At 68.9% G+C, this 21,768-nt stretch carries 21 protein-coding genes; 10 read left to right on the top strand and 11 right to left on the bottom strand.

Annotation, left to right across the window (positions count from 1 at the left end; all coding sequences use genetic code 11):
• Window positions 1-160 precede the first annotated feature (160 nt).
• The gene (locus AAW51_RS10245) at window positions 161-676 is read right to left on the bottom strand and encodes a hypothetical protein (protein WP_083438204.1); all 516 of its coding nucleotides are present in this window, start codon (window positions 674-676) and stop codon (window positions 161-163) included.
• 30 nt (window positions 677-706) lie between these two features.
• Complete coding sequence (uvrC, locus tag AAW51_RS10240) at window positions 707-2,617, bottom strand: excinuclease ABC subunit UvrC (RefSeq protein ID WP_047197629.1); 1,911 nt, start codon at window positions 2,615-2,617, stop codon at window positions 707-709.
• A 73-nt stretch (window positions 2,618-2,690) separates the two neighbouring features.
• Here uvrC and earP point away from each other — a divergent pair, with 73 nt between their 5' ends.
• The 3 genes from earP to mnmC all read left to right on the top strand — a co-directional run bounded on the left by earP (window position 2,691) and on the right by mnmC (window position 6,532).
• Window positions 2,691-3,764, top strand: coding sequence for an elongation factor P maturation arginine rhamnosyltransferase EarP (earP, locus tag AAW51_RS10235; protein WP_047194538.1), 1,074 nt, complete (start codon window positions 2,691-2,693; stop codon window positions 3,762-3,764).
• Between the two features lie 178 nt (window positions 3,765-3,942).
• Window positions 3,943-4,497 (top strand): elongation factor P, encoded by a 555-nt coding sequence (gene efp, locus AAW51_RS10230; RefSeq protein WP_047194537.1) that lies wholly within the window; start codon window positions 3,943-3,945, stop codon window positions 4,495-4,497.
• An 85-nt stretch (window positions 4,498-4,582) separates the two neighbouring features.
• Window positions 4,583-6,532: a bifunctional tRNA (5-methylaminomethyl-2-thiouridine)(34)-methyltransferase MnmC2/FAD-dependent 5-carboxymethylaminomethyl-2-thiouridine(34) oxidoreductase MnmC1 gene (mnmC, locus tag AAW51_RS10225; RefSeq protein ID WP_047194536.1), complete on the top strand. Its 1,950-nt coding sequence runs from the start codon at window positions 4,583-4,585 to the stop codon at window positions 6,530-6,532.
• On the opposite strand, the gene AAW51_RS10220 is transcribed toward mnmC, so the two are convergent.
• The 8 genes from AAW51_RS10220 to AAW51_RS10185 are packed head-to-tail and all read right to left on the bottom strand — an operon-like array spanning window position 6,504 to window position 13,406.
• The gene (locus AAW51_RS10220) at window positions 6,504-7,685 is read right to left on the bottom strand and encodes an MFS transporter (RefSeq protein ID WP_047197628.1); all 1,182 of its coding nucleotides are present in this window, start codon (window positions 7,683-7,685) and stop codon (window positions 6,504-6,506) included. The two genes, mnmC and AAW51_RS10220, sit on opposite strands and share 29 nt — an antisense overlap.
• Window positions 7,686-7,696: 11 nt before the next feature.
• Window positions 7,697-9,148 carry a DNA recombination protein RmuC gene (locus AAW51_RS10215; RefSeq protein WP_047197627.1) on the bottom strand — a complete coding sequence of 484 codons (1,452 nt, stop codon included), beginning with the start codon at window positions 9,146-9,148 and terminating at the stop codon, window positions 7,697-7,699.
• Between the two features lie 55 nt (window positions 9,149-9,203).
• Window positions 9,204-10,202, bottom strand: coding sequence for a 2-hydroxyacid dehydrogenase (locus AAW51_RS10210; protein WP_047194535.1), 999 nt, complete (start codon window positions 10,200-10,202; stop codon window positions 9,204-9,206).
• Between the two features lie 43 nt (window positions 10,203-10,245).
• Entirely contained in the window at window positions 10,246-10,911 is a 666-nt protein-coding gene (locus AAW51_RS10205) for a LutC/YkgG family protein (RefSeq protein WP_047194534.1), read from the bottom strand.
• A 56-nt stretch (window positions 10,912-10,967) separates the two neighbouring features.
• Entirely contained in the window at window positions 10,968-11,321 is a 354-nt protein-coding gene (locus AAW51_RS10200) for a DnaJ family domain-containing protein (protein ID WP_047194533.1), read from the bottom strand.
• 15 nt (window positions 11,322-11,336) lie between these two features.
• Window positions 11,337-12,041 (bottom strand): nitroreductase, encoded by a 705-nt coding sequence (locus AAW51_RS10195; protein ID WP_047194532.1) that lies wholly within the window; start codon window positions 12,039-12,041, stop codon window positions 11,337-11,339.
• The gene (locus AAW51_RS10190; protein WP_047194531.1) at window positions 12,038-12,469 is read right to left on the bottom strand and encodes an acyl-CoA thioesterase; all 432 of its coding nucleotides are present in this window, start codon (window positions 12,467-12,469) and stop codon (window positions 12,038-12,040) included. The genes AAW51_RS10195 and AAW51_RS10190 overlap by 4 nt, the downstream gene beginning before the upstream one ends.
• Window positions 12,450-13,406, bottom strand: coding sequence for a histone deacetylase family protein (locus AAW51_RS10185; RefSeq protein ID WP_047194530.1), 957 nt, complete (start codon window positions 13,404-13,406; stop codon window positions 12,450-12,452). Before AAW51_RS10185 ends, AAW51_RS10190 begins: the two co-directional genes overlap by 20 nt.
• Before the next feature lie 277 nt (window positions 13,407-13,683).
• Here AAW51_RS10185 and phaP point away from each other — a divergent pair, with 277 nt between their 5' ends.
• A complete protein-coding gene (phaP, locus tag AAW51_RS10180) occupies window positions 13,684-14,244 on the top strand; it encodes a TIGR01841 family phasin (protein ID WP_047194529.1) in 561 nt (186 codons plus the stop codon).
• A gap of 258 nt (window positions 14,245-14,502) precedes the next feature.
• Here phaP and AAW51_RS10175 read toward each other — a convergent pair whose 3' ends face one another.
• A complete protein-coding gene (locus tag AAW51_RS10175) occupies window positions 14,503-15,570 on the bottom strand; it encodes a patatin-like phospholipase family protein (RefSeq protein ID WP_083438203.1) in 1,068 nt (355 codons plus the stop codon).
• 162 nt (window positions 15,571-15,732) lie between these two features.
• On the opposite strand from AAW51_RS10175, the gene AAW51_RS10170 reads away from it, so the two are divergent.
• From AAW51_RS10170 to AAW51_RS10145, 6 genes are read left to right on the top strand one after another with little or no spacing between them, the layout of a single operon-like run.
• Window positions 15,733-16,500, top strand: a complete 768-nt coding sequence (locus AAW51_RS10170) for a sulfite exporter TauE/SafE family protein (protein WP_047194528.1) — start codon at window positions 15,733-15,735, stop codon at window positions 16,498-16,500.
• Window positions 16,501-16,509: 9 nt separating this feature from the next.
• Window positions 16,510-18,225: a nitrite/sulfite reductase gene (locus AAW51_RS10165; RefSeq protein WP_047194527.1), complete on the top strand. Its 1,716-nt coding sequence runs from the start codon at window positions 16,510-16,512 to the stop codon at window positions 18,223-18,225.
• Between the two features lie 14 nt (window positions 18,226-18,239).
• On the top strand, window positions 18,240-18,740 hold the full coding sequence (locus tag AAW51_RS10160) for a DUF934 domain-containing protein (RefSeq protein WP_053013461.1): 501 nt from the start codon (window positions 18,240-18,242) through the stop codon (window positions 18,738-18,740).
• On the top strand, window positions 18,737-19,495 hold the full coding sequence (locus AAW51_RS10155) for a phosphoadenylyl-sulfate reductase (RefSeq protein WP_047194526.1): 759 nt from the start codon (window positions 18,737-18,739) through the stop codon (window positions 19,493-19,495). The genes AAW51_RS10160 and AAW51_RS10155 overlap by 4 nt, the downstream gene beginning before the upstream one ends.
• The gene (gene cysD, locus AAW51_RS10150; RefSeq protein WP_047194525.1) at window positions 19,492-20,451 is read left to right on the top strand and encodes a sulfate adenylyltransferase subunit CysD; all 960 of its coding nucleotides are present in this window, start codon (window positions 19,492-19,494) and stop codon (window positions 20,449-20,451) included. Before AAW51_RS10155 ends, cysD begins: the two co-directional genes overlap by 4 nt.
• Window positions 20,451-21,755, top strand: coding sequence for a sulfate adenylyltransferase subunit 1 (locus tag AAW51_RS10145; protein WP_047194524.1), 1,305 nt, complete (start codon window positions 20,451-20,453; stop codon window positions 21,753-21,755). The genes cysD and AAW51_RS10145 overlap by 1 nt, the downstream gene beginning before the upstream one ends.
• The last annotated feature ends 13 nt before the right edge of the window (window positions 21,756-21,768 follow it).

The following is a 21,768-nucleotide window of genomic DNA, read 5'->3' as shown; positions in this document are numbered from 1 at the left end:
TCGGCGCGAGCGTCAGGCGCCGGCTTTCGGCCCTGAAGGCGGGGCCCGGCGTGGCAGCGGCGGTGCCTCAGGCGCGCAGCGGCAGGCGTTTCAGGTGGCGCGGCCGGCCACCCTCTCGCTGCAGCCACGGCGGGCCGCGCGGGGCCCGCCATGCGTCGCGTCAGTCCAGCGAGCGCGGCTTGAACTTGCGGTCGTCGCGGTACAAGAAGGTTTCAGCGAACCGCCACGGCTTGGGCAGGTTGGACACGTCGCCGAAAGGCGCCGCCCGTTTGACCGCGTCGATCGCCAGCTGGGTGGTGTCGCGCGCCTGGCGCGGATAGCGCAGCACGTTGATGCGGCGGATGCTGCCATCGGCGTTGAGGTCGATCTCGAGCACCGGGATCGCCAGCAGGATGTCGGGCGGGGTGTCGAGGTAGACGCGGTCGGCGTTGACCTGAGCAATACGTTGGCCCGCGCGTTCCCGGTATTGGTCCCAGCTGCGCACGCTGCCTTGGACCCCAGGTGAGCCGCGGCCCGCCGAGCTCGAGGCGCCGGGCGGCGTGCCCTCACCCTTCGACCCGGCACCGCCCTGCTGGGCACAGCCGACCAGAGCGCCCGCCGCCGCGGCGATCACCGCCAGGCCCGCGAGCGCAGGCAACGCGGCAAAGCCGCGCACACGCTTGTATTCCGACATCATCCGACCCTCTCCGTGGGCCCGACTGTCTCACTAGTGCAAGGCCCGATAGATTTCTTCTGCCAGTTCCCGCGAGATGCCTTCGACCGACAGCAAGTCTTCGACACTCGCACTCGTCACACCGCGCAGGCCGCCGAAGCGTTGAAGAAGTCTAGCCCGCTTCTTCGGCCCGACACCGGGGATTTCCTCCAATCGGGAGCCGCCAGTGCGAACTGATGCACGCCGCGCCCGCATTCCCGTGATCGCGAACCGGTGCGCCTCGTCGCGGATCTGCGCCACCAACATCAAGGCGGCCGAATCCTTGCCGAGCCAGACCTTGTCACGGCCATCGGCGAACACCAGTTCCTCGAGGCCCACCTTGCGGCCCTCGCCCTTCTCGACACCCACGATCAAGCCGAGGTCGAGCCCCAGCTCTTCGAACACCTCGCGCGCCATCGACACCTGGCCGCGCCCGCCATCGACGAGCACCAAGTCCGGCAGGCGCGCTTCGCCTTTCTCGGCGGCTTCCGCCAGCTTGGCGTAGCGCCGCGTCAGCACCTGGCGCATCGCCGCGTAGTCGTCGCCCGGGGTGACACCCTCGATGTTGTAGCGACGGTACTGCGACGGCTGCATCTTGTGGCTGTCGAACACCACGCAGGATGCCTGCGTCGCCTCGCCTGCGGTGTGGCTGACGTCGAAACATTCGATGCGGAAGGTGTCGAGGTTCTCAGGCGAGAGATCGAGCGCTTCGACCAGTGCCCGGGTGCGCGCCTGCTGCGATCCTTCTTCGGCCAGCAGACGCGCCAGCGCCAGTTCGGCGCCCTTGATCGCCATCTCCAACCAGGCCCGGCGTTGCTCGCGCGGCTGGTGCAAGGCGGTGACCTTCACCCCGGCCTGCTCCGACAGGGCTTCGATCAGGGCCTTGTCGACTGCATGACTGAGGACCAGCAAGGGCGGCACGCCGCCTTCGAGATAATGCTGCGCGATGAAGGCTTCCAGCACCTGCACCTCGACCGGCGCGCCCTCGTCGGCCTCGTCGGCGCCGATCGCGGTGGCATCTTCGACATGCGCCGGGAAGTACGGCCGGTCGCCCAGGTGCCGCCCACCGCGCACCATCGCGAGGTTGACGCAGGCCTTGCCGCCCTGCACGCGCACCGCCAGCACGTCGGCGTCCTTGTCGGACCCGGTGTCGACCGCCTGCTGGTGCAGCACGCGCGACAGCGCGCCGAGCTGGTTGCGGATCTCGGCCGCCTTCTCGAACTCGAGTCGCTCGGCGTGCGCCATCATCTGCGCCTGCAGGGTGTCCATCACCTCCTGCTGGCCGCCCAGCAGAAAGCGCTCGGCGTTGGCGACGTCGCGGCCGTACTCTTCGGCGGTGACGTAGTGCACGCAGGGGCCGGAGCAGCGCTTGATCTGGTACAGCAAACAAGGCCGGGTGCGGTTGTTGAACACCGTGTCTTCGCAGGTGCGCAACCGGAACACCTTCTGCAACAGCTGAATCGATTCCTTCACGGCCCAGGCGCTCGGGTAGGGCCCGAAGTAGCGGTGTTTCTTGTCGACCGAACCGCGGTAGTACGCCATGCGCGGGAAGTCGTGCGACGCGATCTTCAGATAGGGGTAGCTCTTGTCGTCGCGGAACAGGATGTTGAAGCGCGGATTGAGCGTCTTGATCAGGTTGTTCTCGAGCAGCAGCGCCTCGGCTTCAGAGCGCACCACCGTCGTCTGCATCCGCACGATCTTCGAGATCATGTGCCCGATGCGGGTGCCGCCGTGGTTCTTCTGGAAGTAGCTCGACACCCGCTTCTTCAGGTTGCGCGCCTTGCCGACGTACAGCACCTGGTCGTCGGCGTCGAAATAGCGATACACCCCCGGCAGCGCCGGCAGCGCCGCCACTTCGGCCAGCAGCTTCTCGCGCACCGGGTCGGCGGGCGGCTCGGGGGACACAACATCGACAACATCGCTCATGCCCAAATTGTGCCAAGGGCGCGCGCCCGGCGGTCCGGGCGCGGGCTTGTCGGGCATCTTCAATAATCCGAGCATGTTGTGGGATTTGTTTTGCCGCGTGATCGACAACTACGGCGATGCCGGCGTCTGCTGGCGTTTGGCGGCCGATCTGGCGTCGCGTGGCCATGCCGTGCGGTTGTGGATCGACGACCCGGCGCCGCTGCAATGGATGGCGCCTGCCGGAGCGCCGGGCGTGGCGGTCCAGCCCTGGCCGCAATCCGGTGGCGCCACCCCGGGCGACGTCGTGATCGAGGCCTTCGGCTGCGAGCTGCCGCCCGCCTTTCTCGCCGCCATGGCGGCGCGCTCGCCGGCGCCCCGCTGGGTCAACCTCGAATACCTCAGCGCCGAGGACTACGTCGAGCGCAGCCACGGCCTGCCGTCGCCGCAGATGTCAGGGCCTGGCGCCGGACTCGAGAAGCGCTTTTTCTACCCGGGGTTCACGCCTCGAACCGGCGGCCTGCTGCGGGAGCCGGGCCTGCTCGAGCAGCAAGCGGGCTTCGACGGCGCCGCCTGGCTGCACCGCCTGGGCCTGGCCCCGCGGGCCGGTGAGCAGGTGGTCAGCCTGTTCTGCTATGCCGGCGCGCCGCTGCCCGCCCTGCTGGCCGCCTGGGCGGAGCGCCCCACCCTGCTGCTGGCAACGCCGGGAGCCGCCAGCGAGGCGCTCGGGCAGGCGCTGAAAGCCGTGCCCCAGCCCGGCACAGTGCTCGCGCGCGGCGCCTTGCGCGTCGGCTGGCTGCCGGCCCTGCCCCAGACGGAGTTCGACCGCCTGTTGTGGGCCTCGGACCTGAATTTCGTGCGCGGCGAAGACTCCTTCGTCCGGGCGCAATGGGCCGGCAAACCCTTCGTCTGGCACATCTATCCGCAAGACGACGACGCGCACGTCGCCAAGCTGCTGGCCTTTCTGCGCCGTTACCTGGACGGGGCGCCCGCCCCGCTCGCGGCCGAGGTGCGGGCCGCCTGGTATTTCTGGAACGGCCTGGGCGACACCGCGCCCGCAGGCAGCGCGCCGGCAGCGTGGCAGACACACAGTGAGCGCTGGCGTGAAGCGCTTCTCGCCCAGGCCGATCTTTCTGCCCAGCTGATCGGTTTTGTCTCTGAAACCCACTAGAATGCCGGGTTTTGCGCGCGATCCTGGCGGTCTATCCGGGGCCAGCCATTGAATGATCCAGCAGCCAGCCTGGCAGTGAAGTCAAAAGTCACCGACCCGGCGCTTGCATCGGAGGGTGCGCGCCCCCATCTCTCCTTTCTCGACGAGCCCGCAAGGGACACCCACAAGGGACAGTGTTATGAAGATCGCACAGGAAATTCGCGCCGGTAACGTGATCATGCAGGGCAAAGACCCGATGGTCGTGCTGAAGACCGAATACAGCCGCGGCGGCCGCAATGCAGCGACCGTGCGCATGAAGCTCAAGAGCCTGCTGAACAACTCCGGCACCGAGGTGGTGTTCAAGGCCGACGACAAGATGGACCAGATCGTGCTGGACAAGAAGGAGTGCACCTACTCCTATTTCGCCGATCCGATGTACGTCTTCATGGACTCCGAGTACAACCAGTACGAAGTCGAAGCCGAGAACATGGGCGACGCGATCCAGTACCTGGAAGATGGCATGCCGACCGAAGTGGTGTTCTACGACGGCAAGGCGATCTCGGTCGAACTGCCCACCTCGCTGGTGCGCGAAGTCATCTACACCGAGCCGGCCGTCAAGGGCGACACCTCGGGCAAGGTGCTGAAGCCGGCCAAGCTGGCCACCGGCTTCGAAATCCAGGTGCCGATCTTCGTGGCCACCGGCGACAAGATCGAAATCGACACCCGCACGCACGAGTACCGCAAGCGCGTCTGAACGCGGCTTGCTGACTGCGAAGGGCACCTCGGGGTGCCCTTTGTCGTTTGGGGCCCTCGCCCTGCGCGGCCCCCGCCCCCCGCCGATGAAGACCGAACCGATCCAGCCTGCCCGCATCGCCTATACCGCCGAGGCACAACCGCCGTCGGCGCCGGCGTTCGGCGACATCTACCATCCCGCCGCCGGCGCCCTGGCGCAGGCCCGGCATGTGTTTCTCGGCGGCAACGACCTGCCCCGGCGCTGGCGGCGGCGCGACCGCTACACGGTGTTCGAAACCGGTTTCGGCCTGGGCAACAACTTCCTGGCCACGTGGCAGGCCTGGCGCGACGACGCCGAGCGGCCGCAGCGGCTTTGTTTCGTCTCGCTCGAGAAACACCCGCCGCGGCGCGACGACCTGGCGCGGCTGCACCACCGCCACGAGGTGCCGCACCTGGCGGCGCAGTTGGTGGCGGCCTGGCCGCCGCTGACGCCCAACCTGCACACGCTGTCCTTCGAGGGCGGCCGCGTCACGCTGCTGGTGGGGTTCGGCGACATCACCCGTTTGCTGCCCGAGCTGTCGGCCGAAGTCGACGCCTTTTTCCTCGACGGCTTCGCGCCGGCCAAGAACCCCGACATCTGGGACTGCAGGGTGCTGAAGGGGCTGGGCCGGCTCGCCGCACCCGGCGCCACCGCGGCCACCTGGAGTGTCGCGCGGCCGGTGCGTGATGGGTTGGTCGAGGCCGGCTTCCGGGTCGAGCGGGCGCCGGGCTTCGGCTCCAAGCGCGAGATGACGGTGGCCCGCTTCGAACCCCGTTTCCAGCCGCCGCGGCTGGGGGCGTGGCAGCCGGCCGCGGGGCTGGAGCGCAGCGCGGTCATCGTCGGCGGCGGCCTGGCGGGATGCGCAGCGGCGCACGCGCTGGCCCTGCAAGGCTGGCAGTGCTCGGTGCTCGAAACCCATGCCCACCCCGCGCAGGAGACGTCGGGCAACCCCGGTGGCTTGTTCCACGGCGTGGTCAACCCGCAAGATGGCGCGCATGCCCGCTTCAACCGCACGGCGGCCCTGCATGCGGCACGAGCGTACGCCGCGCTGCGGGCCGGCCACGACATCGCGGGGCAATGGGACGGCTTGCTGCGGCTCGAATCCGCGCCAGACGGCGCCGACGCGGCCCTCGCCGCGATGCAGGCCACGCTCGACGCCCAGGCGCTGCCTCCCGAGTATGTCCAGGCCATCGCCGCCGCAGACGCCAGCCGGCGGTCGGGCTTGTCGCTGCGCCTGCCGGCCTGGTATTACCCGGGCGGCGGCTGGCTGCGTCCCAGCGATTTGGCGAAGGCGCTGCTCGCCTCGGCCCCGGGCGTGACCTGGCGCGGCGGCCAGCGCGTCGCCGGGCTGCGACATGACGCCGACGGCTGGGAGCTGCTCGATGCCGACCAGCAGGTCCTCGCCCGCGCCGCAGTCGTCGTGCTGGCGAATGCCCACGACGCCGCCCGCCTGCTGCGCCCGACCCACTGGCCGATCTCGCGCGTGCGGGGCCAGACCACCTCGCTGCCGGACACCACGCCCGGCCTGCCGCACGCCCGACTGCCGGTCGCCGGGTCCGGCTATCTGCTGCCGCCCCACGGCGGGCAGGTGTTGTGCGGTGCGACCACTCAGCCGGGCGACGACGATGCGTCACTGCGCGAGGCCGACCACCGCTACAACCTCGACCAGCTGGCACGCCTGTGTGGCGCGGCGCCGCAGGTGCCGCTCGCCTCGCTCGCGGGGCGGGTCGGCTGGCGCTGCGTCAGCGACGACCGCCTGCCCGTCATCGGCCCGGTGGTCGACGAGTCGGCTCTGGGCGCACCGCGGCAGCGGCTCGATCACGCCCGCTACGTGCCGCGCCTGCCGGGCCTTTACCTGTACACCGGCCTGGCCTCGCGCGGCATCACCTGGGCGCTGCTGGGCGCCGAGGTGCTGGCCGCGTGGATCAGCGGCGCGCCCTGCCCGGTCGAATCGGATTTGCGCGACGCCGTTGACGCTGCCCGCTTCGTCAGCCGTGCGGTCCGTCGGGCCTCGTGACGCGGGCGTCCGACAGGTCCTGGCGGATGTGGCGCGCCTGCCAGCCGCCGGTGGCGACGAGCAGGCCCGCGGCCCAGAACAAGATGCCCGCGCCCACCGTGGCGCCGATGGCGCCGAACAGCAAGGGCATCGCGGAGCTCGACACATTGAGCGCCGTCATGCGCAGGCCCAGCGCCTGGCCGTGGCGCGACGCCGGCGTGACCTGGTGCAGGGCCGACATCACCATCGGCTGCACCGTCCCGAGCGCCGCGCCGAGCAGCACCGAGCACAGCCCCATCGACCAGGGCTGGCGCATGAAGGGATAGACCGCGAACACGAGCCCGGTGAGGGTCAGCGCGCCGTACAGCACCTGCCACTCCTTGAGCCGGTGGGCATACAGCGGGATCAGCAGCCGCACCACGACCGCCGCGATCGAGAAGGCGCCGAGGATGGAGCCGATCACCGAGGCCGCCAGCTCCCGCTGGTGACCCAGCACGGGCAGCACGAAGGTGTGCACGTCCCAGCAGGTCGACAAGGACCAGTTGACCCACAACAAGCGCCGCAGAGGCGCCAGCCGCAACAGTGCGCGCGTGCTGCCGCGCACGCGCGCGGCCGGGGCGGCGGCTGGCGCTTCTCTGGGCACCCGCCGGCTGAACGCGAGCGTCACCAGCGGCAGCAAGGCCAGGACCGCGAAGGCGGCGCGAAACCCCCAACGGTCGATCAGCAGCCCGGCCGTGAAAGGCCCGGCGAAATTCGACAGCGCCGGCCCCAGCGCGAGCCAGCTGAACACGCGCTTCAGCTCGGTTTCGTCACGCGCGGTGCGCCCTGCCGTCCGCTGGATGGCCACCAGCGCGAACGACGTGCCGCCGCCCGTGCACAGGGCGGCGATGCACAAGGCGGCGTAGTGCTGCAGCGCGACGGCCAGCACCGCACCGGCCAAACTCATCGCCACGCCGATCGCCACCGGCCGGTGGTAGCCATGGCGGTCCGCCATGCGGCCGGCTTGCAGCGACAACAAGGCCGGGCCAACCGCGAACAAGGCCAGCAACACGCCGACCGCCCAGGCCGAGCGGCCTTGTTCGAGCGCCAGCAGCGGCGCCGCCAACCGGGTGCCCGCCATGCAGGCATGCAGGCACACCTGCCCCGCGATGACGGCGCGCAGTGTGACCGGCATCCGGCGCATGCTCAGTCCGGCTCGGCGCCCGCGGCGTTGGGCAGCAACTCGGCGGCCTGCGCGTCCGGCAAGGCCTCGACGCTTTTCAGCGCCCGGCCCATCACGCGCGTGCGGGTCTGGGCCGCATCGATCGTGTTGCTGGCCTCCTCGAGCTTCTTCTTGGTCTTGTCCAGCACGTCGCCGAATTTGGCGAACTCGGTCTTGACGGCGCCGAGCACGCTCCACACCTCGGAAGACCGGCGCTCCAGTGCCAGCGTGCGAAAGCCCATCTGCAGGCTGTTGAGCATGGCCAGCAGCGTGGTCGGCCCAGCCAGGGTCACGCGGTGCTCGCGCTGCAAGGCCTCGACCAGGCCGGGGCGGCGCAGCAGTTCGGCGTAGAGGCCTTCGGTGGGCACGAACAGCACCGCGAAATCAGTCGTGTGGGGCGGTGCCAGGTATTTGGTGGCGATCGTGCGGGCCTCGTCGCGGATGCGGTTTTCCAGCGCGCGCGCCGCGTTCTCGGCGGCCTCGCGGTCGGCCCGCTCTTGCGCCTCGAGCAGGCGCTCGTAGTCTTCACGCGGAAATTTCGCATCCAGCGGCAGCCACACCGGCGCACCCGATTCGCCGCGCCCCGGCAGGCGAATCGCAAACTCGACGCGCTCCTTGCTGCCCGGCACGGTGGCGACGTTGGCCGCGTACTGCTCGGGCGTGAACACCTGTTCGAGCAGGCCGGCCAGCTGCATCTCGCCGAAGATGCCGCGCGTCTTCACATTGGTCAGCACCCGCTTGAGGTCGCCCACCCCTTGCGCCAGCGTCTGCATCTCGCCGAGGCCGCGGTGGACCTGCTCGAGCCGCTCGGCCACCTGGCGGAAGCTCTCCCCCAGGCGCTGCTCGAGGGTCGCGTGCAGCTTCTCGTCGACCGTCTGGCGCATCTGTTCGAGCTTTTTCTCGTTGTCGGCCTGCAAGGCGGTGAGCTTCTGCTCGACCGTCGCCCGCACTTCGGCCAGGCGCCGCTCGTTGGCGTCGGACAAGGCGCGCACCTGATCGTTCAGCGCATCGGCAAAACGCTTCAGGGCACTGTCTTGCGCGTCGCGCGCCGCTTGCGATTGCGTGCCCAGCGCGGTGGTCGCGCTGCGCAGGCTGTCGGCCACCGCTTGCTGCATCGCCGCGAGCTGGGTGCGGAAGCTGTCGATCTGTTCGTTCTGCGTGCGGGCCACGTCGCCCTGCTGCGTCAACAGCGTTTGCTGGAACAGCGCCAGCGTGCTCGCCAGCTCCTGCCGCGTGCCCTGGCCGCTGCGGCCGACCTCGTCACGCAGCTCGCGCTCCAGTCGCGCGAGCGCGTCGGCCTGGGTCCGGCCGAGCCGCTCGAACTCGGCCGCCCGGTCCTGGTCTGCGTCGCCGCGACGGCTCGCCAGCACGATCCACAACAGCAGCAGCAGGTTGAGTACCGCCAGCGCCGCCAGCCACCAGAAGTCGTGATTCATCGACGCCATTGTGGCAGCGCTGGCCGGGCCGCAGGGCCCTGGGGGCACGGCCCTCTCAGGCGCGCGTCGCCAGCACTTCGGGGTTGAGCGGCGACGGCGGACGCCCCGCCAGAGGGCCGCAGCCCATGCCAGCGATCAGGTTGTCGGCGGCCATGCCCGCCATGGCGCGGCGGGTGCGCACGGTGGCACTGGCGACGTGGGGCGTCAACACGGCATTGGGCAGTTCGAGCAAGGCCGGATGCACGTGCGGCTCGCCTTCGAAGACATCGAGCCCGGCGGCGGCAAGGCGCCGCTCTTTCAACGCCTCGGCCAGCGCCGCATCGTCGACCACCCCGCCACGCGCGATGTTGGTCAGCGTCGCGGTGCGTTTCATCAGGGCCAGCTCGGCGGCGCCGATGGCATGGTGGGTTTCGGCCGAATACGGCACCACCACCATCAGGTGGTCGCATTCGCGCAGCAACTGCTCCTTGCCGACATAGCGCGCCTTGATCGGCTCTTCCAGCTCGGCAGGCAGCCGAGACCGGTTGTGGTAGATCACCTGCATGCCGAACCCGAGCGAGGCGCGCCGGGCGATCGCCTGGCCGATGCGGCCCATGCCGAACACGCCGAGCGTGGTGGCGTGCACCTCGCGGCCCATCATCATGTCGAACGACCAGTTGGCCCACTGACCGCTGCGCAGGAAACGCTCCGACTCGGTCAGCCGCCGTGCCGCCGCGAGCATCAGCGCAAAGCCGAAGTCGGCGGTGGACTCGGTCAGCACACCCGGCGTGTTGGTGCACAGCACGCCGTGGGCGGTGCAGGCCGGCACGTCGATGTTGTTGTAGCCGACCGCCATGTTGGCCACCACCTTCAGGTCGGGGCAGGCGTCGAGCAAGGCGGCGTCGACCGAGTTGGTCGGCGTGAGGTACATGCCCTGCTTGCCTTGCAGGTGGGCGCGCAGCTCGTCGGCCGTCCAGGGACGGTCCAACTCGTTGACTTCCAGTTCGAAATGCTCGGCGAGGCGCTCCAGCACCTCCGGGAACACCTTGCGGGTGACCAGCACCTTGGGCTTCATCCACTGTCTCCTGACGTCAGATCTATCTTGGATTGCAAATCGCTCACGCAGCGTCGTCCACCAACACCACATGCACGCGGTAGGGGCCGTGTGCGCCGAGCACGATGGTCTGTTCGATGTCGCCGGTGCGCGAAGGCCCCGACACCATGTTGAAGCCGCGCGGCATCTCGCCCAACTCGCGGCGCATCGACGCGAAGGCGTCTTCGGCATAAGGGACGATGCGCGAGACCGGTAGCACCACCACATGCGTCTCGGGCAGCAAATGGGCCGACACCCAGCTGTGCGGCCCCGATGCGAACACCAGCGAGCCGGTTTCTGCCACCGCGCAGAAGCAGGCGGTGAGGCTGACCGCGTCTTCGTCGCGCGGGGGGCGGAATTCGACGTCGAGGCCGGCGCCGGCCCAGGCCAGGTCGCGCAAGGTGTCGTGGGCCACGGCACGGACGGGGAGCGCGCGGGCCGCGAGGTAAGCCGCGACCGCCGCGGGTGCCTCGCGCCACGTCGGCACCCTGTCGACCGTGCTCGCCATGCGCTCGGCCATGGTCACGAAATGAGTGGTGAGGTCGGGACCGAGGGCCGGCAGGGGGCCGCGCGGATGGGCGGCCAGCCAGGCCTGGGCTTCCTGCTGTTCCGCCGGCTTGGCGGCGGCGTCGCGGCCCTGGCGGCTGCGGATGCGCGCGAGGATGCGCTCTCGCGCTGCGGAGGTGTCCATCGGCGGGATTATAGAAATGGCAGGGGTTTGGAGGTCAGGCGCTGGCGCGCGCCCTCTCACCGAGCCCGCTGACGCGCACGCAGCTGCGCGCCATAGCGCGCGAGCGCGGCCTTCCCCTGTGAAATGCCGGCCCGCTCGAGCGCGATGCGCACGCGCAGCAAGCGCTCGGCCGAGGCCGTCGTGTCAGCGTCCGGCTGGGCCTCCAGCTCCCGCAGTTCCTTCAGCAGCCGCACAGCCTCGGGCACCTCGCCGGCGTTCTTCAGCACGCGCAGCAGCGCGCGCTGCTCGGGCGGCACCAGCGGGTCGTCGTCGAGCGCCAGCGGACGCCCCTCGCCCGGCAACCCCGACAACTTGCCATCGGCGATGGCGGCCAGGATGCGGTCTTCGGCAACGCGATCGAACATGGACATGGAACGGCTCCAGGCTCAGTCGAGCAAAAAACGGGCGAACGCCTCGACCGGCTCGCGCTCGGTCTGCAAGCGGTTTTCGACCGCCTGCGGGTCGGCATGGCCGAGCGCCATGCCGCACACCAGCATCTCTTCGGCCGGGGCCTGCAGATGGTCGAGCACGATGCGGTGAAAGGGGGTGAAGGCGGCCTGCGGGCAGGTGTCGAGGCCGCGGGCACGGGCGGCGACCATGATGTTCTGCAAGAACATGCCGTAGTCGAGCCAGCTGCCCTGCTGCATCACCCGGTCGATCGTGAACACCAGCCCGATCGGCGCCCCGAAGAACAGGTAGTTGCGGCCGTGTTGCGCGTGCATGCGCGCCTTGTCGCCTTTGTCGATCTGCAGCAGCCCGTACAGGTCCCAGCCGACCTTGCGACGCCGGTCGAGGTAGGGGCTGACCCAGGTGCGCGGATAGTAGGCGTACTCTTCCTGGTGGCGGGCCGCCTCGGCGGGGTCGTCGTAGGCGGCCAGGATCTTGCGGCTCAGCGTGTCCTTGGCGGCGCCGCCGAGCACGTACACCTTCCACGGCTGGGTGTTGGTGCCCGACGGGGCGCGCGCCGCCACCGCCAGGATCTCTTCGACCACCTGGCGCGGCACTTCGGTGGGCAGAAAGGCGCGCACCGACCGCCGGGAGCAGATGGTGGCGTCCACCGCGGCGGTGGCCTCCGGCGACGACGCGCTCATCGCAGCGGCTCCAGGGCGCGCAGCAGCGGCGCCGGCAAGGGCGCCGGCCGCCGGCTCTCGCGGTCGACGTAGACGTGCACGAAATGGCCCCGGGCGGCGCACTGGTCCTCGCCTTGGGCGAACAACCCCACTTCGTAGCGCACGCTCGAGCTGCCCAGGTGGGCGACACGCAAACCGGCGTCGATCGTCTGCGGGAACGACAGCGCCGAGAAATAGTTGCACTGGGTCTCGACGACCAGCCCGATCACGTCACCGGCGTGGAGGTCGAGCGCCCCCTGCGCGATCAAATACTGGTTCACGACGGTGTCGAAGTAGCTGTAGTAGACGACGTTGTTGACATGGCCGTAGACGTCGTTGTCCATCCAGCGCGAGGTGATCGCGAGGAAATGGCGATAGGCGCTGCGCGCGTCAGGTTGGGGTCGGGACATGCTCGATCTGCTGTTGCCAGCGTTGGTGATGTTCGAGGGCGAGGCCGAGCGTTCGGCACTGGATCGCCACCGTCTCGTCGATGTTGCGGCCGTAGCCGCCGGCCATGCTCAGGGCCAGAGGCAAACGACGCTCGTGTGCCGCTGCCAACACCTGCCGGTCACGCTCCGCCAAGCCGGCGGCGCTCAGCGCCAATCGGCCCAGCCGGTCGCCTTGGTAGGGGTCGGCGCCCGCCAGATAGAAGATCAGGCCGCAGGGCTGCGCCCGGTGGTGGTGCCAGAGCGCGTCCATCGCGCGCTCGAGGGCTTGCAGGTACTCGTCGTCGCCGCAACCGTCGGGCAATTCGACATCGAGGTCGCTCGCCTCCTTGCGAAACGGGAAGTTGCGCTCGCCGTGGACCGACAGCGTGAACACCGTCGGGTCGTCCCGGAAGATCGCGGCCGTGCCGTTGCCCTGGTGCACATCCAGGTCGATCACCGCCACCCGCAGCAATTGGCGGTGCAGCCGGTGCCACTCAGCCTGCATCAGACGGGCGGCCACCGCGACGTCGTTGAACACGCAGTACCCGCTGCCGCGGTCGGCGTAAGCGTGGTGGGTGCCGCCGGCCAGGTTGGCCGCCACCCCTTCGGCCAGGGCCGTGCGGGCCGCGGCAATGGTGGCGCCCACCGATCGCCGTGACCGCTCGACCATTTGGGGCGACCACGGGAAACCGATCTCGCGCTGCTGGGCGGCGCTCAAGCAGCCCTCGACCACCGCGCACACATAGGCCGGCTCGTGCGCCAGGGCCAGCTCGCCGTCGCTCGCCTCGGGCGCCAGCTGCAGGCGCAGGCCCGGCAGTTCAGTCGCGACCCGCTCCCGCAACAAACGGTACTTTTGCATCGGGAACCGGTGCCCCTGGGGCAGGGGCAGCACGAAGTGGTCGGAGTAATACGCTTGCACGTGGTACGCGGGACGCGGGGGCCCCGAACAGGCCGATGCGCCTCATTCTGCCCGCCCCCGCCGAGTCTTGCTCGCACCGGGAGGTCTCCCCCGAGAGCAATCCCTGCGCCCATCGGCAGGCACAAGCGCCGACCTAGAAGCCTTCCCCTAAATTTGCTGCACTGCACCAATTCGGGCTTGCACGACCGGAGCGATTCCTTATACTGCTTCCATGCTGCACCGCAACAAAAGCAGCACCTCAACCAATCACCGTCGCCACCCCTGGAGGTTTCTCACCATGCTGACTGCCGAACAACTCATCGCCGCCCAACGGACCCAAGTCGAAACCCTTTTCGGCCTCACGCAAAAGGCCTTCGAAGGCGTCGAAAAGTTGGTCGAACTGAATGTCCAGGTCGCCAAGGCGTCTCTGGGCGAAGTCGCCGAGCATGCCCAGGCCGTGCTGTCCGTGAAGGACGCGCAGGAACTGCTGGCGCTGCAAGCGTCGCTGCTGCAGCCCGCCGCTGAGCGCGCCGCCGCCTACAGCCGCCATGTTTACGACATCGCCGCGTCGACCAACTCGGAAGTCGGCAAGGTCGCCGAAACCCAGATGGCGGAAGCCCAGCGTCGTTTCATGTCGGTGGTCGACACCGCCGTCAAGAACGCGCCGGCCGGCACCGAAAACGCCGTGGCGCTGGTGAAGTCGGCCGTGGCCGCTGCCAACAATGCGTTCGAGAGCGTGCACAAGGCGGCCAAGCAAGCGGCTGATGTTGCCGAAGCCAATTTCCAAGCCGTGACCAACACCGCGGTGAAGGCAACGCAGGCAGCCAAGCAGCAGGCCAAGCGCCCGGCCGCGGTCTAAGTAATTTTCTGTGTCGGGGTTGAACTTCCCGACTCGAGCCCGATCTGTGGAAATACCGTGAGTGATCACGGTCTCCCTGAAAGGTTGTCTCCTCGGTACCTCTCGAAACCCTCCTTTCAAGGTACCTTCAGCCCGACGGCTTGCCGTCGGGCTTTTTTCATGGCGCCGTGAAAGTCAGTGCGGGCTGCGAGCGGTCGGGGTGAGCCCACGACGGCGGCCGCCGCTCGGCGGGCTGGCAGCGGGACACGCCGCCGCACGTCAACGGGGAAGCGTCGCGCTCCCTCCTCCCGCTGCCTCGCGACGCCGGGCGGCGAGCTTGGCCTTGATGTCGGCGAGGGCGGCCTGTGCCGCATCACGGCCGGCCTGGATGGCACGGCCGCGGGCCGTGAAGTCGGCGCCGGACACGCCGGTGAGTTTGGGCGTCAGCACCACGTCGGCATTGCGCAACTCGAACTGGTTGATGCTGCGACCCATGATCGCGAAGGTCTGCAGCAGCATGCGCATCGCGTCGCCAAGGGCATTGCCCTCGGGCGGCGACGAAATGTCGACGGCCACGACAAAATCGGCACCCATCTGGCGGGCGAAGCGCACCGGCACGGGTGACACCAGCCCGCCGTCGACATATTCGCGCCCCGCGATGCGCACCGGCTGGAACACCGCCGGCACCGCGCTCGACGCCCGCACGGCGACGCCGGCGTCACCGCGCTGGAACAACACCGGCTGGCCGTTGCCCAGATCGGTCGCCACGATGCCCAGCGGCAGCCGCATCTGCTCGATCATCTTGCCGCCGGTGTGCTGGTTGACGTAGCGCGCCAGCGCTTCGCCGCGGATCACGCCGCGGAAAGGAAACGACCAGTCGGTGATGCTGAGTTCGTCCATCGTGTCCGACAAGGCCACCAGCTCGGTGGGCGACTTGCCCGACGCATAGAGGGCGGCGACCAGGCTGCCGGCCGAGGTGCCGGCGACCACGTCGGGCTTGATGCCGTTCTCTTCGAGCACCTGCAGCACCCCGATGTGGGCAAAACCGCGGGCGGCGCCCCCGCCGAGGGCCAGGCCGATCTTGGCCGGGCGCGGCGCGGGTTTCGGGACGGCGACCACCGGGGCGGCCGGCGGCTCCGCCGGAGGCGGCGCGACAGGCGGCGTCGGCGGGGTCGGAGCGGCCGGCGGCGCTGTTTCGCAGGCGGCGAGCAGCACCACGGCCAGCGCCGCGGCGCCGTGGACGACCCGCCGGCGCCAACGCTGGGCACGCGAGACAGCGTGGACGGAAGGGCGAGCGCCGGGGCCGTCCGGCGTCGGCGCGATGGGGGAAGGTAGGGAGGCCAGCATGGGGCCGAATTCTAGCCAGGCCCCTCTGGCACCCCCGGCTCCAAATAACGATATTCGATAAACAACCAACCAAACAATAGTTCTCTTTTATATAGAGCCCCTCTACAGTCGCCACTTGCCCGCAGACCGGCCGGTGCCGGCGTGGGCGTACAGAGGAGTTTCATGGATCCCATTGCAGTGCTCAGCGGTTTCGGCGTAGGCGCCATCGTCGGCATGACGGGCGTCGGCGGCGGCTCGCTGATGACGCCGCTGCTGCTGTCGGTGTTCAAGCTGAACCCGGCGGTCGCCATCGGCACCGACCTGTGGTTCGCCGCGATCACCAAGACCTCGGGCTCGATCGCCCACCACCGGCACGGCCACGTCGACTACCGCATCACCGGGCTGATGCTCGCCGGCAGCATTCCCGGCGCCGTCGCGACGATCGCACTGATGCACCTGACTGGCGTCACCAAGGGCTGGGCCAGCGCGCTGACGTTCTCGCTCGGGATCGCCTTGCTGCTGACCGCGGTGACGGTCGCCTTCAAGCAGACCTGGCAGGCGGTGGCCAACAGCCTGCAGCGCTGGGTGACCGAAGAACGCAAGCCCATGCTCACGGTGCTCGCCGGGTTGATCCTGGGCGTGCTGGTGTCGCTCAGCTCGATCGGCGCCGGGGCCATCGGTGCGACGCTGATCCTGTTTTTGTATCCCAAGCTCGATCCGAAGCGCCTGGTCGGCACCGACATCGCGCACGCGGTGCCGCTGACGCTGGTGGCGGGTATCGGCCACGCCACGCTCGGACACGTCAACTGGGGCCTGCTGGGGGCGCTGCTGGTCGGCTCCATCCCCGGCATCTGGTTGGGCGCGCAGTTGACCAAAAAAATGCCCGATCGCCTCGTGCGCACCCTGCTGTGCGGCTCGTTGGTGGCCGCCGGCGTCAAAGTCATTCACTAAGAAGCCACGATGTATCAATACACCGAGTTCGACGATCGTTTCGTCAAGCAACGCGCAGCACAGTACCGCGACCAGCTCGAACGCAACCTGGCCGGCACGCTCAGTGACGACGACTTCCGCGCCCTGCGGCTGCAAAACGGCTGGTACATCCAGCGGCACGCGCCGATGGCGCGCATCGCCGTGCCCTATGGTGAGCTGAACACGCGGCAACTGCGCAAGCTGGCGCACATCGCGCGCACCTACGACCGCGGCTACGGGCACTTCACGACGCGCCAGAACATGCAGTTCAACTGGATTCCGCTGGAACGCTCGGCCGACGTGATGGAAGAGCTGGCCGAAGTGCACATGCACGGCATCCAGACCTCGGGCAATTGCATCCGCAACATCACCAGCGACGCCTTCGCCGGCATCGCGCCCGACGAGTTGATCGATCCGCGCCCGTACTGCGAAATCATGCGGCAGTGGTCGTCGCTGCACCCCGAGTTCGCCTTCTTGCCGCGCAAGTTCAAGATCGCCGTGAGCGGCGCGGCCGAAGACCGTGCAGCCATCGCCTGGCACGACATCGGCCTGCAGCTGCTGCGCAACGAAGCGGGCGACGTCGGCTTCAAGGTGCTGGTGGGCGGCGGCATGGGCCGCACGCCGATCACCGGCACGGTGGTGCGCGAGTTCCTGCCGTGGCAGCAGATCCTGGTCTACATCGAGGCCGTCGTGCGCGTCTACAACCGCTACGGCCGGCGCGACAACATGTACAAGGCCCGCATCAAGATTTTGGTGAAGGCCGAAGGTCCGCGCTTCATCGAGGACGTGGAAGAAGAATTCCGCAACATCCTCGAACACGACGTCGACGGTGCCTCCCACCTGATCCCGCAGGAAGAACTCGACCGGGTGGCGCAGTACTTCGACCTGCCCGAAGGCGTGCGTTTCGGTGCCGCCAACGACGCGCTGGGCGCGCCGGTGGCCGATGCACCGCCGGCCTACCAACGCTGGCTCGAGCGCAACGTCCACGCGCATCGCTTCCCCGGCTACCGTGCGGTGACGCTGTCGCTCAAGCGTGTCGGCCAGGCGCCCGGCGACATCACCGACACGCAGATGGAAGCGGCTGCCGACATCGCCGACCGCTTCAGCGCCGGCGAAATCCGCGTGACGCACGACCAGAACCTGGTGCTGCCGTGGGTGCGCGAAGCCGACCTGTACGCGCTGTGGCAAGCCGCCAAGGCCGCCAGCTTCGCGACCCCCAACATCGGCCTGCTGACCGACATGATCGCCTGCCCCGGCGGCGACTTCTGCGCGCTGGCCAACGCCCGGTCGATTCCGATCGCCGAAGCCATCGCCGAGCGCTATCAAGACCTCGACGAGCTGTACGACATCGGCGACATCGACGTGCACATGAGCGGCTGCATCAACTCCTGCGGCCATCACCACACCGGCCACATCGGCATCCTCGGCGTCGACAAGGACGGCTCCGAGTGGTACCAGATCACGCTGGGCGGCTCCGACGGCACGCAGGCCAGCGGCGCCTCGGTGGCCGGCAAGGTGATCGGCCCGTCGTTCGCGGCCGACGAAGTGCCCGACGTGATCGAGGCCGTGGTCGAAACCTACCGCACCCAGCGCAGCGCCAACGAGCGCTTCATCGACACGGTGAAGCGCGTCGGCCTGGAACCGTTCAAGGTCGCCGCCAATGCCGTGCGACGCACCACCGGCAACAAGGCGCTGGCCGCAGCGTGAGGAGGAGCAACGAGATGGAATTCATCACGCCCGAACAAGACCGCTGGCACACCGTGGCCGACGATCAGCCTGTGACCCCGGCCGCCGGCACCCTGCTGAGCTGGGCGCAATGGCGCGAAGCGCGCGCGACCTGGCCCGCCGACCTGAAGGCCGGCGTCGTGTTCCCCAACGATGCCGACATCGAGGAGCTGGCCGACGACCTGCCCCGCCTCGACCTGGTGGTGCTGCAGTTCCCGAAATGGACCGACGGCCGCGCCTACAGCCAGGCCCGCCTGCTGCGCACGCGCTTCCGCTTCCAGGGCCAGGTGCGCGCGGTCGGCGACGTGGTGGTCGACATGGTGCCGCTGCTGGCCCGCACCGGCGTTGATGCCGTGGTGCTGCGCGCCGGCCAGAGCGTCGAGATCGCGCGCAGCACGCTGGGCTTCTTCCCGTCTTACTACCAGGGCGACGTGCACCAGCACCAGCCGCTGTTCAAGCGCGAGGCCTCTGCGGGGGCGGCGGAGGTTACCCAATGACCGCCATCGACCTCTACGCCCGCCCCACCCCCGACTTCGCCGCCCGCCTCGCGCATGCGCAGGCAGTGCTGCAAGCCGCGGCGGCCCAGAACCCCGGGCGTATCGTCCAGGCCACCAGCCTCGGCGCGGAAGACATGGTGCTGACCGACCTGATCGGTCGCAACGGCCTCGACATCGCGGTCGCCACCTTGAACACCGGGATGCTGCATGCCGAGACGGTCAGCCTGATCGACCGCATCAACGCCCGCTACGGCCTGCAGGTCGAGGTCTACCACCCAGTGGCGGAATCGGTGGTGCACTTCGTCGGCCGCCACGGCGACAAGGCGATGTACGAAAGCATCGACCTGCGCAAGCAGTGCTGCGGCATCCGCAAGCTGGAGCCGCTCGCGCGTATGTTGAAAGACCGCAGCGCCTGGGTCACCGGGCTGCGCCGCGAGCAATCGGCCAACCGAGGCGACGTGCCGTTCAGCGACACCGACGACAACGGGCGCACCAAGCTGAACCCGCTGGCCGACTGGAGCTGGAACGACATCTGGCACTACATCGCCACCTACGACGTGCCCTACAACCCGCTGCACGACGAGTTCTACCCCAGCATCGGGTGCGCCCCCTGCACGCGCGCCATCGCGGTGGGCGAGGACTTCCGCGCCGGCCGTTGGTGGTGGGAAGACGAAAAAGCCAAGGAATGCGGGCTGCACGTGTCGCATCAAGAAACCCCTGCTGCTGCTGTATCGATCATCGGAGCCCGAGCATGAACGCCCCTGTGAGCGTCGAAAAACTTCTGCCGGAACTGGACCGCCGGCACCTCGATTGGCTGGAAGAAGAAGCCATCTTCATCCTGCGTGAAACCGTCGCCGCGTTCGAGCGCCCGGCGCTGCTGTTCTCCGGTGGCAAGGACTCCTGCGTGGTGCTGCGCCTGGCCGAAAAAGCCTTTAAGAACAGCCTGGGCAACGGCGAGTTCAAGGGCCGTTTGCCGTTCCCGCTGCTGCACGTCGACACCGGCCACAACTTCCCCGAGGTGATCGAGTTCCGCGACCGCCGCGTCGCCGAAATGGGCGAGCGCCTGGTGGTGGGCCACCTCGAAGACTCGATCAAGCGCGGCACCATCCGTTTGTCGCACCCGCTCGAGTCGCGCAACGGCCACCAGACGGTGACCCTGCTCGAAGCCATCGAGGAACACCGCTTCGACGTGCTGATGGGCGGCGCCCGCCGCGACGAAGAGAAGGCGCGCGCCAAGGAACGCATCTTCTCGCACCGCGACAGCTTCGGGCAGTGGCAGCCCAAGGAACAACGCCCCGAGCTGTGGACGCTGTTCAACACGCGCATCAAGCCGGGCGAGCACATGCGCGCCTTCCCGATCAGCAACTGGACCGAACTCGACGTCTGGCTCTACATCGCCCGCGAAAACATCCCGCTGCCCAACCTCTATTACGCGCACGACCGGCAGGTGGTGCGCCGTAAAGGCCTGATGGTGCCCGTCACCGACGTGACGCCGGTGCAGGCCGGCGAAACGGTCGAGACCGCCCAGGTGCGCTTCCGCACCGTCGGCGACATGACCTGCACCTGCCCGGTGGAGAGCCCAGCCGCCACGCCGGCCGAGATCGTCGCCGAGACGCTCACCGTCACGATCAGCGAACGCGGCGCCACACGCATGGACGACCGCACGTCGGACGCTTCGATGGAGCGCCGCAAGAAGGAAGGGTATTTCTGATGTCTGCCGCCCACACTGCCACCACCGCCGTGGCGCAAGAAGTCGACCACCGCGCGCTGCGCTTCCTGACCGCCGGCAGCGTCGACGACGGCAAGAGCACCTTGATCGGCCGTTTGCTGTTCGACAGTCGCGCCATCCTGGCCGACCAGCTCGACACGCTCGAAAAGCGCGCCGCCGGCCAACCGATCGATTTGTCGCTGCTGACCGACGGCCTGGAGGCCGAGCGTGAGCAAGGCATCACGATCGACGTCGCCTACCGCTATTTCGCGACCAAGCAGCGCAAGTTCATCATCGCCGACGCCCCCGGCCACGAGCAGTACACCCGCAACATGGTGACCGCCGCGGCGGGCAGCGATGCCGCCGTGGTGCTGGTCGACATCACCAAGCTCGACACCCACGCGAAGCCGGTGGCGCTGCTGCCGCAGACCCGCCGCCATGCGTTGCTGGCGCATCTGCTGCGCGTGCCCAGCATCGTGTTCGCGGTTAACAAGCTCGACGCCATCGCCGACCCCCAGCCCGCCTTCGAAGCCGTGCGTGAGGCGTTGCAGGGCTTTGCCGAGCAGGCCGGCATTGCCGTGGCCGGCATCATTCCGGTGTCGGCGCTGCGTGGCGACAACGTCACCACGCCGCTGGCCGCCGATTGGTACCAGGGCCCGTCGCTGCTGCAACTGCTCGAGTCGCTGCCCACCACGCAAGAGCGCAAGACCGGCAATTTGCTGCTGCCGGTGCAATACGTGGCCCGCGAAGGCGAAGGCACCGGCAACCAGCCGCGCACGCTGTGGGGCCGTATCGCCCACGGCCAGGTCAAGGCCGGCGACCAGGTGCAGCTGTTCCCGAGCGGCCAGGTCGCCACGGTGGCCGAGGTGCGCCGCGCCGGTGAAGTGGTCGACGTCTGCGTCGCCGGCGAATCGGCCGGCATCGTGCTCGACCGCCAGATCGACGTCTCGCGCGGCGACTGGATCGCCACGCCCCAGTCGGTCAAGGACAGCAACCGCTTCGCCGCCACCCTCGCCTGGCTCGACACCGAGCCGGCGGTGGTCGGCCGCAAGTATTGGGTGCGGCACGGCAACCGCTGGGTGCAGGCGCGCATCGCGTCGATCGAAAGCCGGCTCGACATCCACACGCTGCAGGCGACGGATACGCATGAGCTGGCCGTCAACGACATCGGCCGCGTCGTGATCGAAACCCAGCAGCCGCTGCCGGTGGAGCCCTACCAGGACAACCGCGTCGGCGGCTCGCTGATCATCGTCGACCCGGCCAGCAACCGCACCAGCGGCGCGTTGCTGGTGCAGGCCGCGGCCTGAGCGCCACCCGAGC

It is taken from the genome of Caldimonas brevitalea (assembly GCF_001017435.1).
In the GTDB taxonomy this organism is placed as follows: Bacteria; Pseudomonadota; Gammaproteobacteria; order Burkholderiales; family Burkholderiaceae_C; genus Caldimonas; species Caldimonas brevitalea.
This window is presented reverse-complemented; position numbering and strand designations above follow the sequence as displayed.

What these genes read in the sequence shown, in the direction of transcription:
- AAW51_RS10245 (WP_083438204.1), bottom strand. Translation starts at nt 676, where the DNA reads ATGATGTCGGAATACAAGCGTGTGCGCGGCTTTGCCGCGTTGCCTGCG.
- uvrC (WP_047197629.1), bottom strand. Translation starts at nt 2,617, where the DNA reads ATGAGCGATGTTGTCGATGTTGTGTCCCCCGAGCCGCCCGCCGACCCG.
- earP (WP_047194538.1), top strand. Translation starts at nt 2,691, where the DNA reads ATGTTGTGGGATTTGTTTTGCCGCGTGATCGACAACTACGGCGATGCC.
- efp (WP_047194537.1), top strand. Translation starts at nt 3,943, where the DNA reads ATGAAGATCGCACAGGAAATTCGCGCCGGTAACGTGATCATGCAGGGC.
- mnmC (WP_047194536.1), top strand. Translation starts at nt 4,583, where the DNA reads ATGAAGACCGAACCGATCCAGCCTGCCCGCATCGCCTATACCGCCGAG.
- AAW51_RS10220 (WP_047197628.1), bottom strand. Translation starts at nt 7,685, where the DNA reads ATGCCGGTCACACTGCGCGCCGTCATCGCGGGGCAGGTGTGCCTGCAT.
- AAW51_RS10215 (WP_047197627.1), bottom strand. Translation starts at nt 9,148, where the DNA reads ATGAATCACGACTTCTGGTGGCTGGCGGCGCTGGCGGTACTCAACCTG.
- AAW51_RS10210 (WP_047194535.1), bottom strand. Translation starts at nt 10,202, where the DNA reads ATGAAGCCCAAGGTGCTGGTCACCCGCAAGGTGTTCCCGGAGGTGCTG.
- AAW51_RS10205 (WP_047194534.1), bottom strand. Translation starts at nt 10,911, where the DNA reads ATGGACACCTCCGCAGCGCGAGAGCGCATCCTCGCGCGCATCCGCAGC.
- AAW51_RS10200 (WP_047194533.1), bottom strand. Translation starts at nt 11,321, where the DNA reads ATGTCCATGTTCGATCGCGTTGCCGAAGACCGCATCCTGGCCGCCATC.
- AAW51_RS10195 (WP_047194532.1), bottom strand. Translation starts at nt 12,041, where the DNA reads ATGAGCGCGTCGTCGCCGGAGGCCACCGCCGCGGTGGACGCCACCATC.
- AAW51_RS10190 (WP_047194531.1), bottom strand. Translation starts at nt 12,469, where the DNA reads ATGTCCCGACCCCAACCTGACGCGCGCAGCGCCTATCGCCATTTCCTC.
- phaP (WP_047194529.1), top strand. Translation starts at nt 13,684, where the DNA reads ATGCTGACTGCCGAACAACTCATCGCCGCCCAACGGACCCAAGTCGAA.
- AAW51_RS10175 (WP_083438203.1), bottom strand. Translation starts at nt 15,570, where the DNA reads ATGCTGGCCTCCCTACCTTCCCCCATCGCGCCGACGCCGGACGGCCCC.
- AAW51_RS10170 (WP_047194528.1), top strand. Translation starts at nt 15,733, where the DNA reads ATGGATCCCATTGCAGTGCTCAGCGGTTTCGGCGTAGGCGCCATCGTC.
- AAW51_RS10165 (WP_047194527.1), top strand. Translation starts at nt 16,510, where the DNA reads ATGTATCAATACACCGAGTTCGACGATCGTTTCGTCAAGCAACGCGCA.
- AAW51_RS10160 (WP_053013461.1), top strand. Translation starts at nt 18,240, where the DNA reads ATGGAATTCATCACGCCCGAACAAGACCGCTGGCACACCGTGGCCGAC.
- AAW51_RS10155 (WP_047194526.1), top strand. Translation starts at nt 18,737, where the DNA reads ATGACCGCCATCGACCTCTACGCCCGCCCCACCCCCGACTTCGCCGCC.
- cysD (WP_047194525.1), top strand. Translation starts at nt 19,492, where the DNA reads ATGAACGCCCCTGTGAGCGTCGAAAAACTTCTGCCGGAACTGGACCGC.
- AAW51_RS10145 (WP_047194524.1), top strand. Translation starts at nt 20,451, where the DNA reads ATGTCTGCCGCCCACACTGCCACCACCGCCGTGGCGCAAGAAGTCGAC.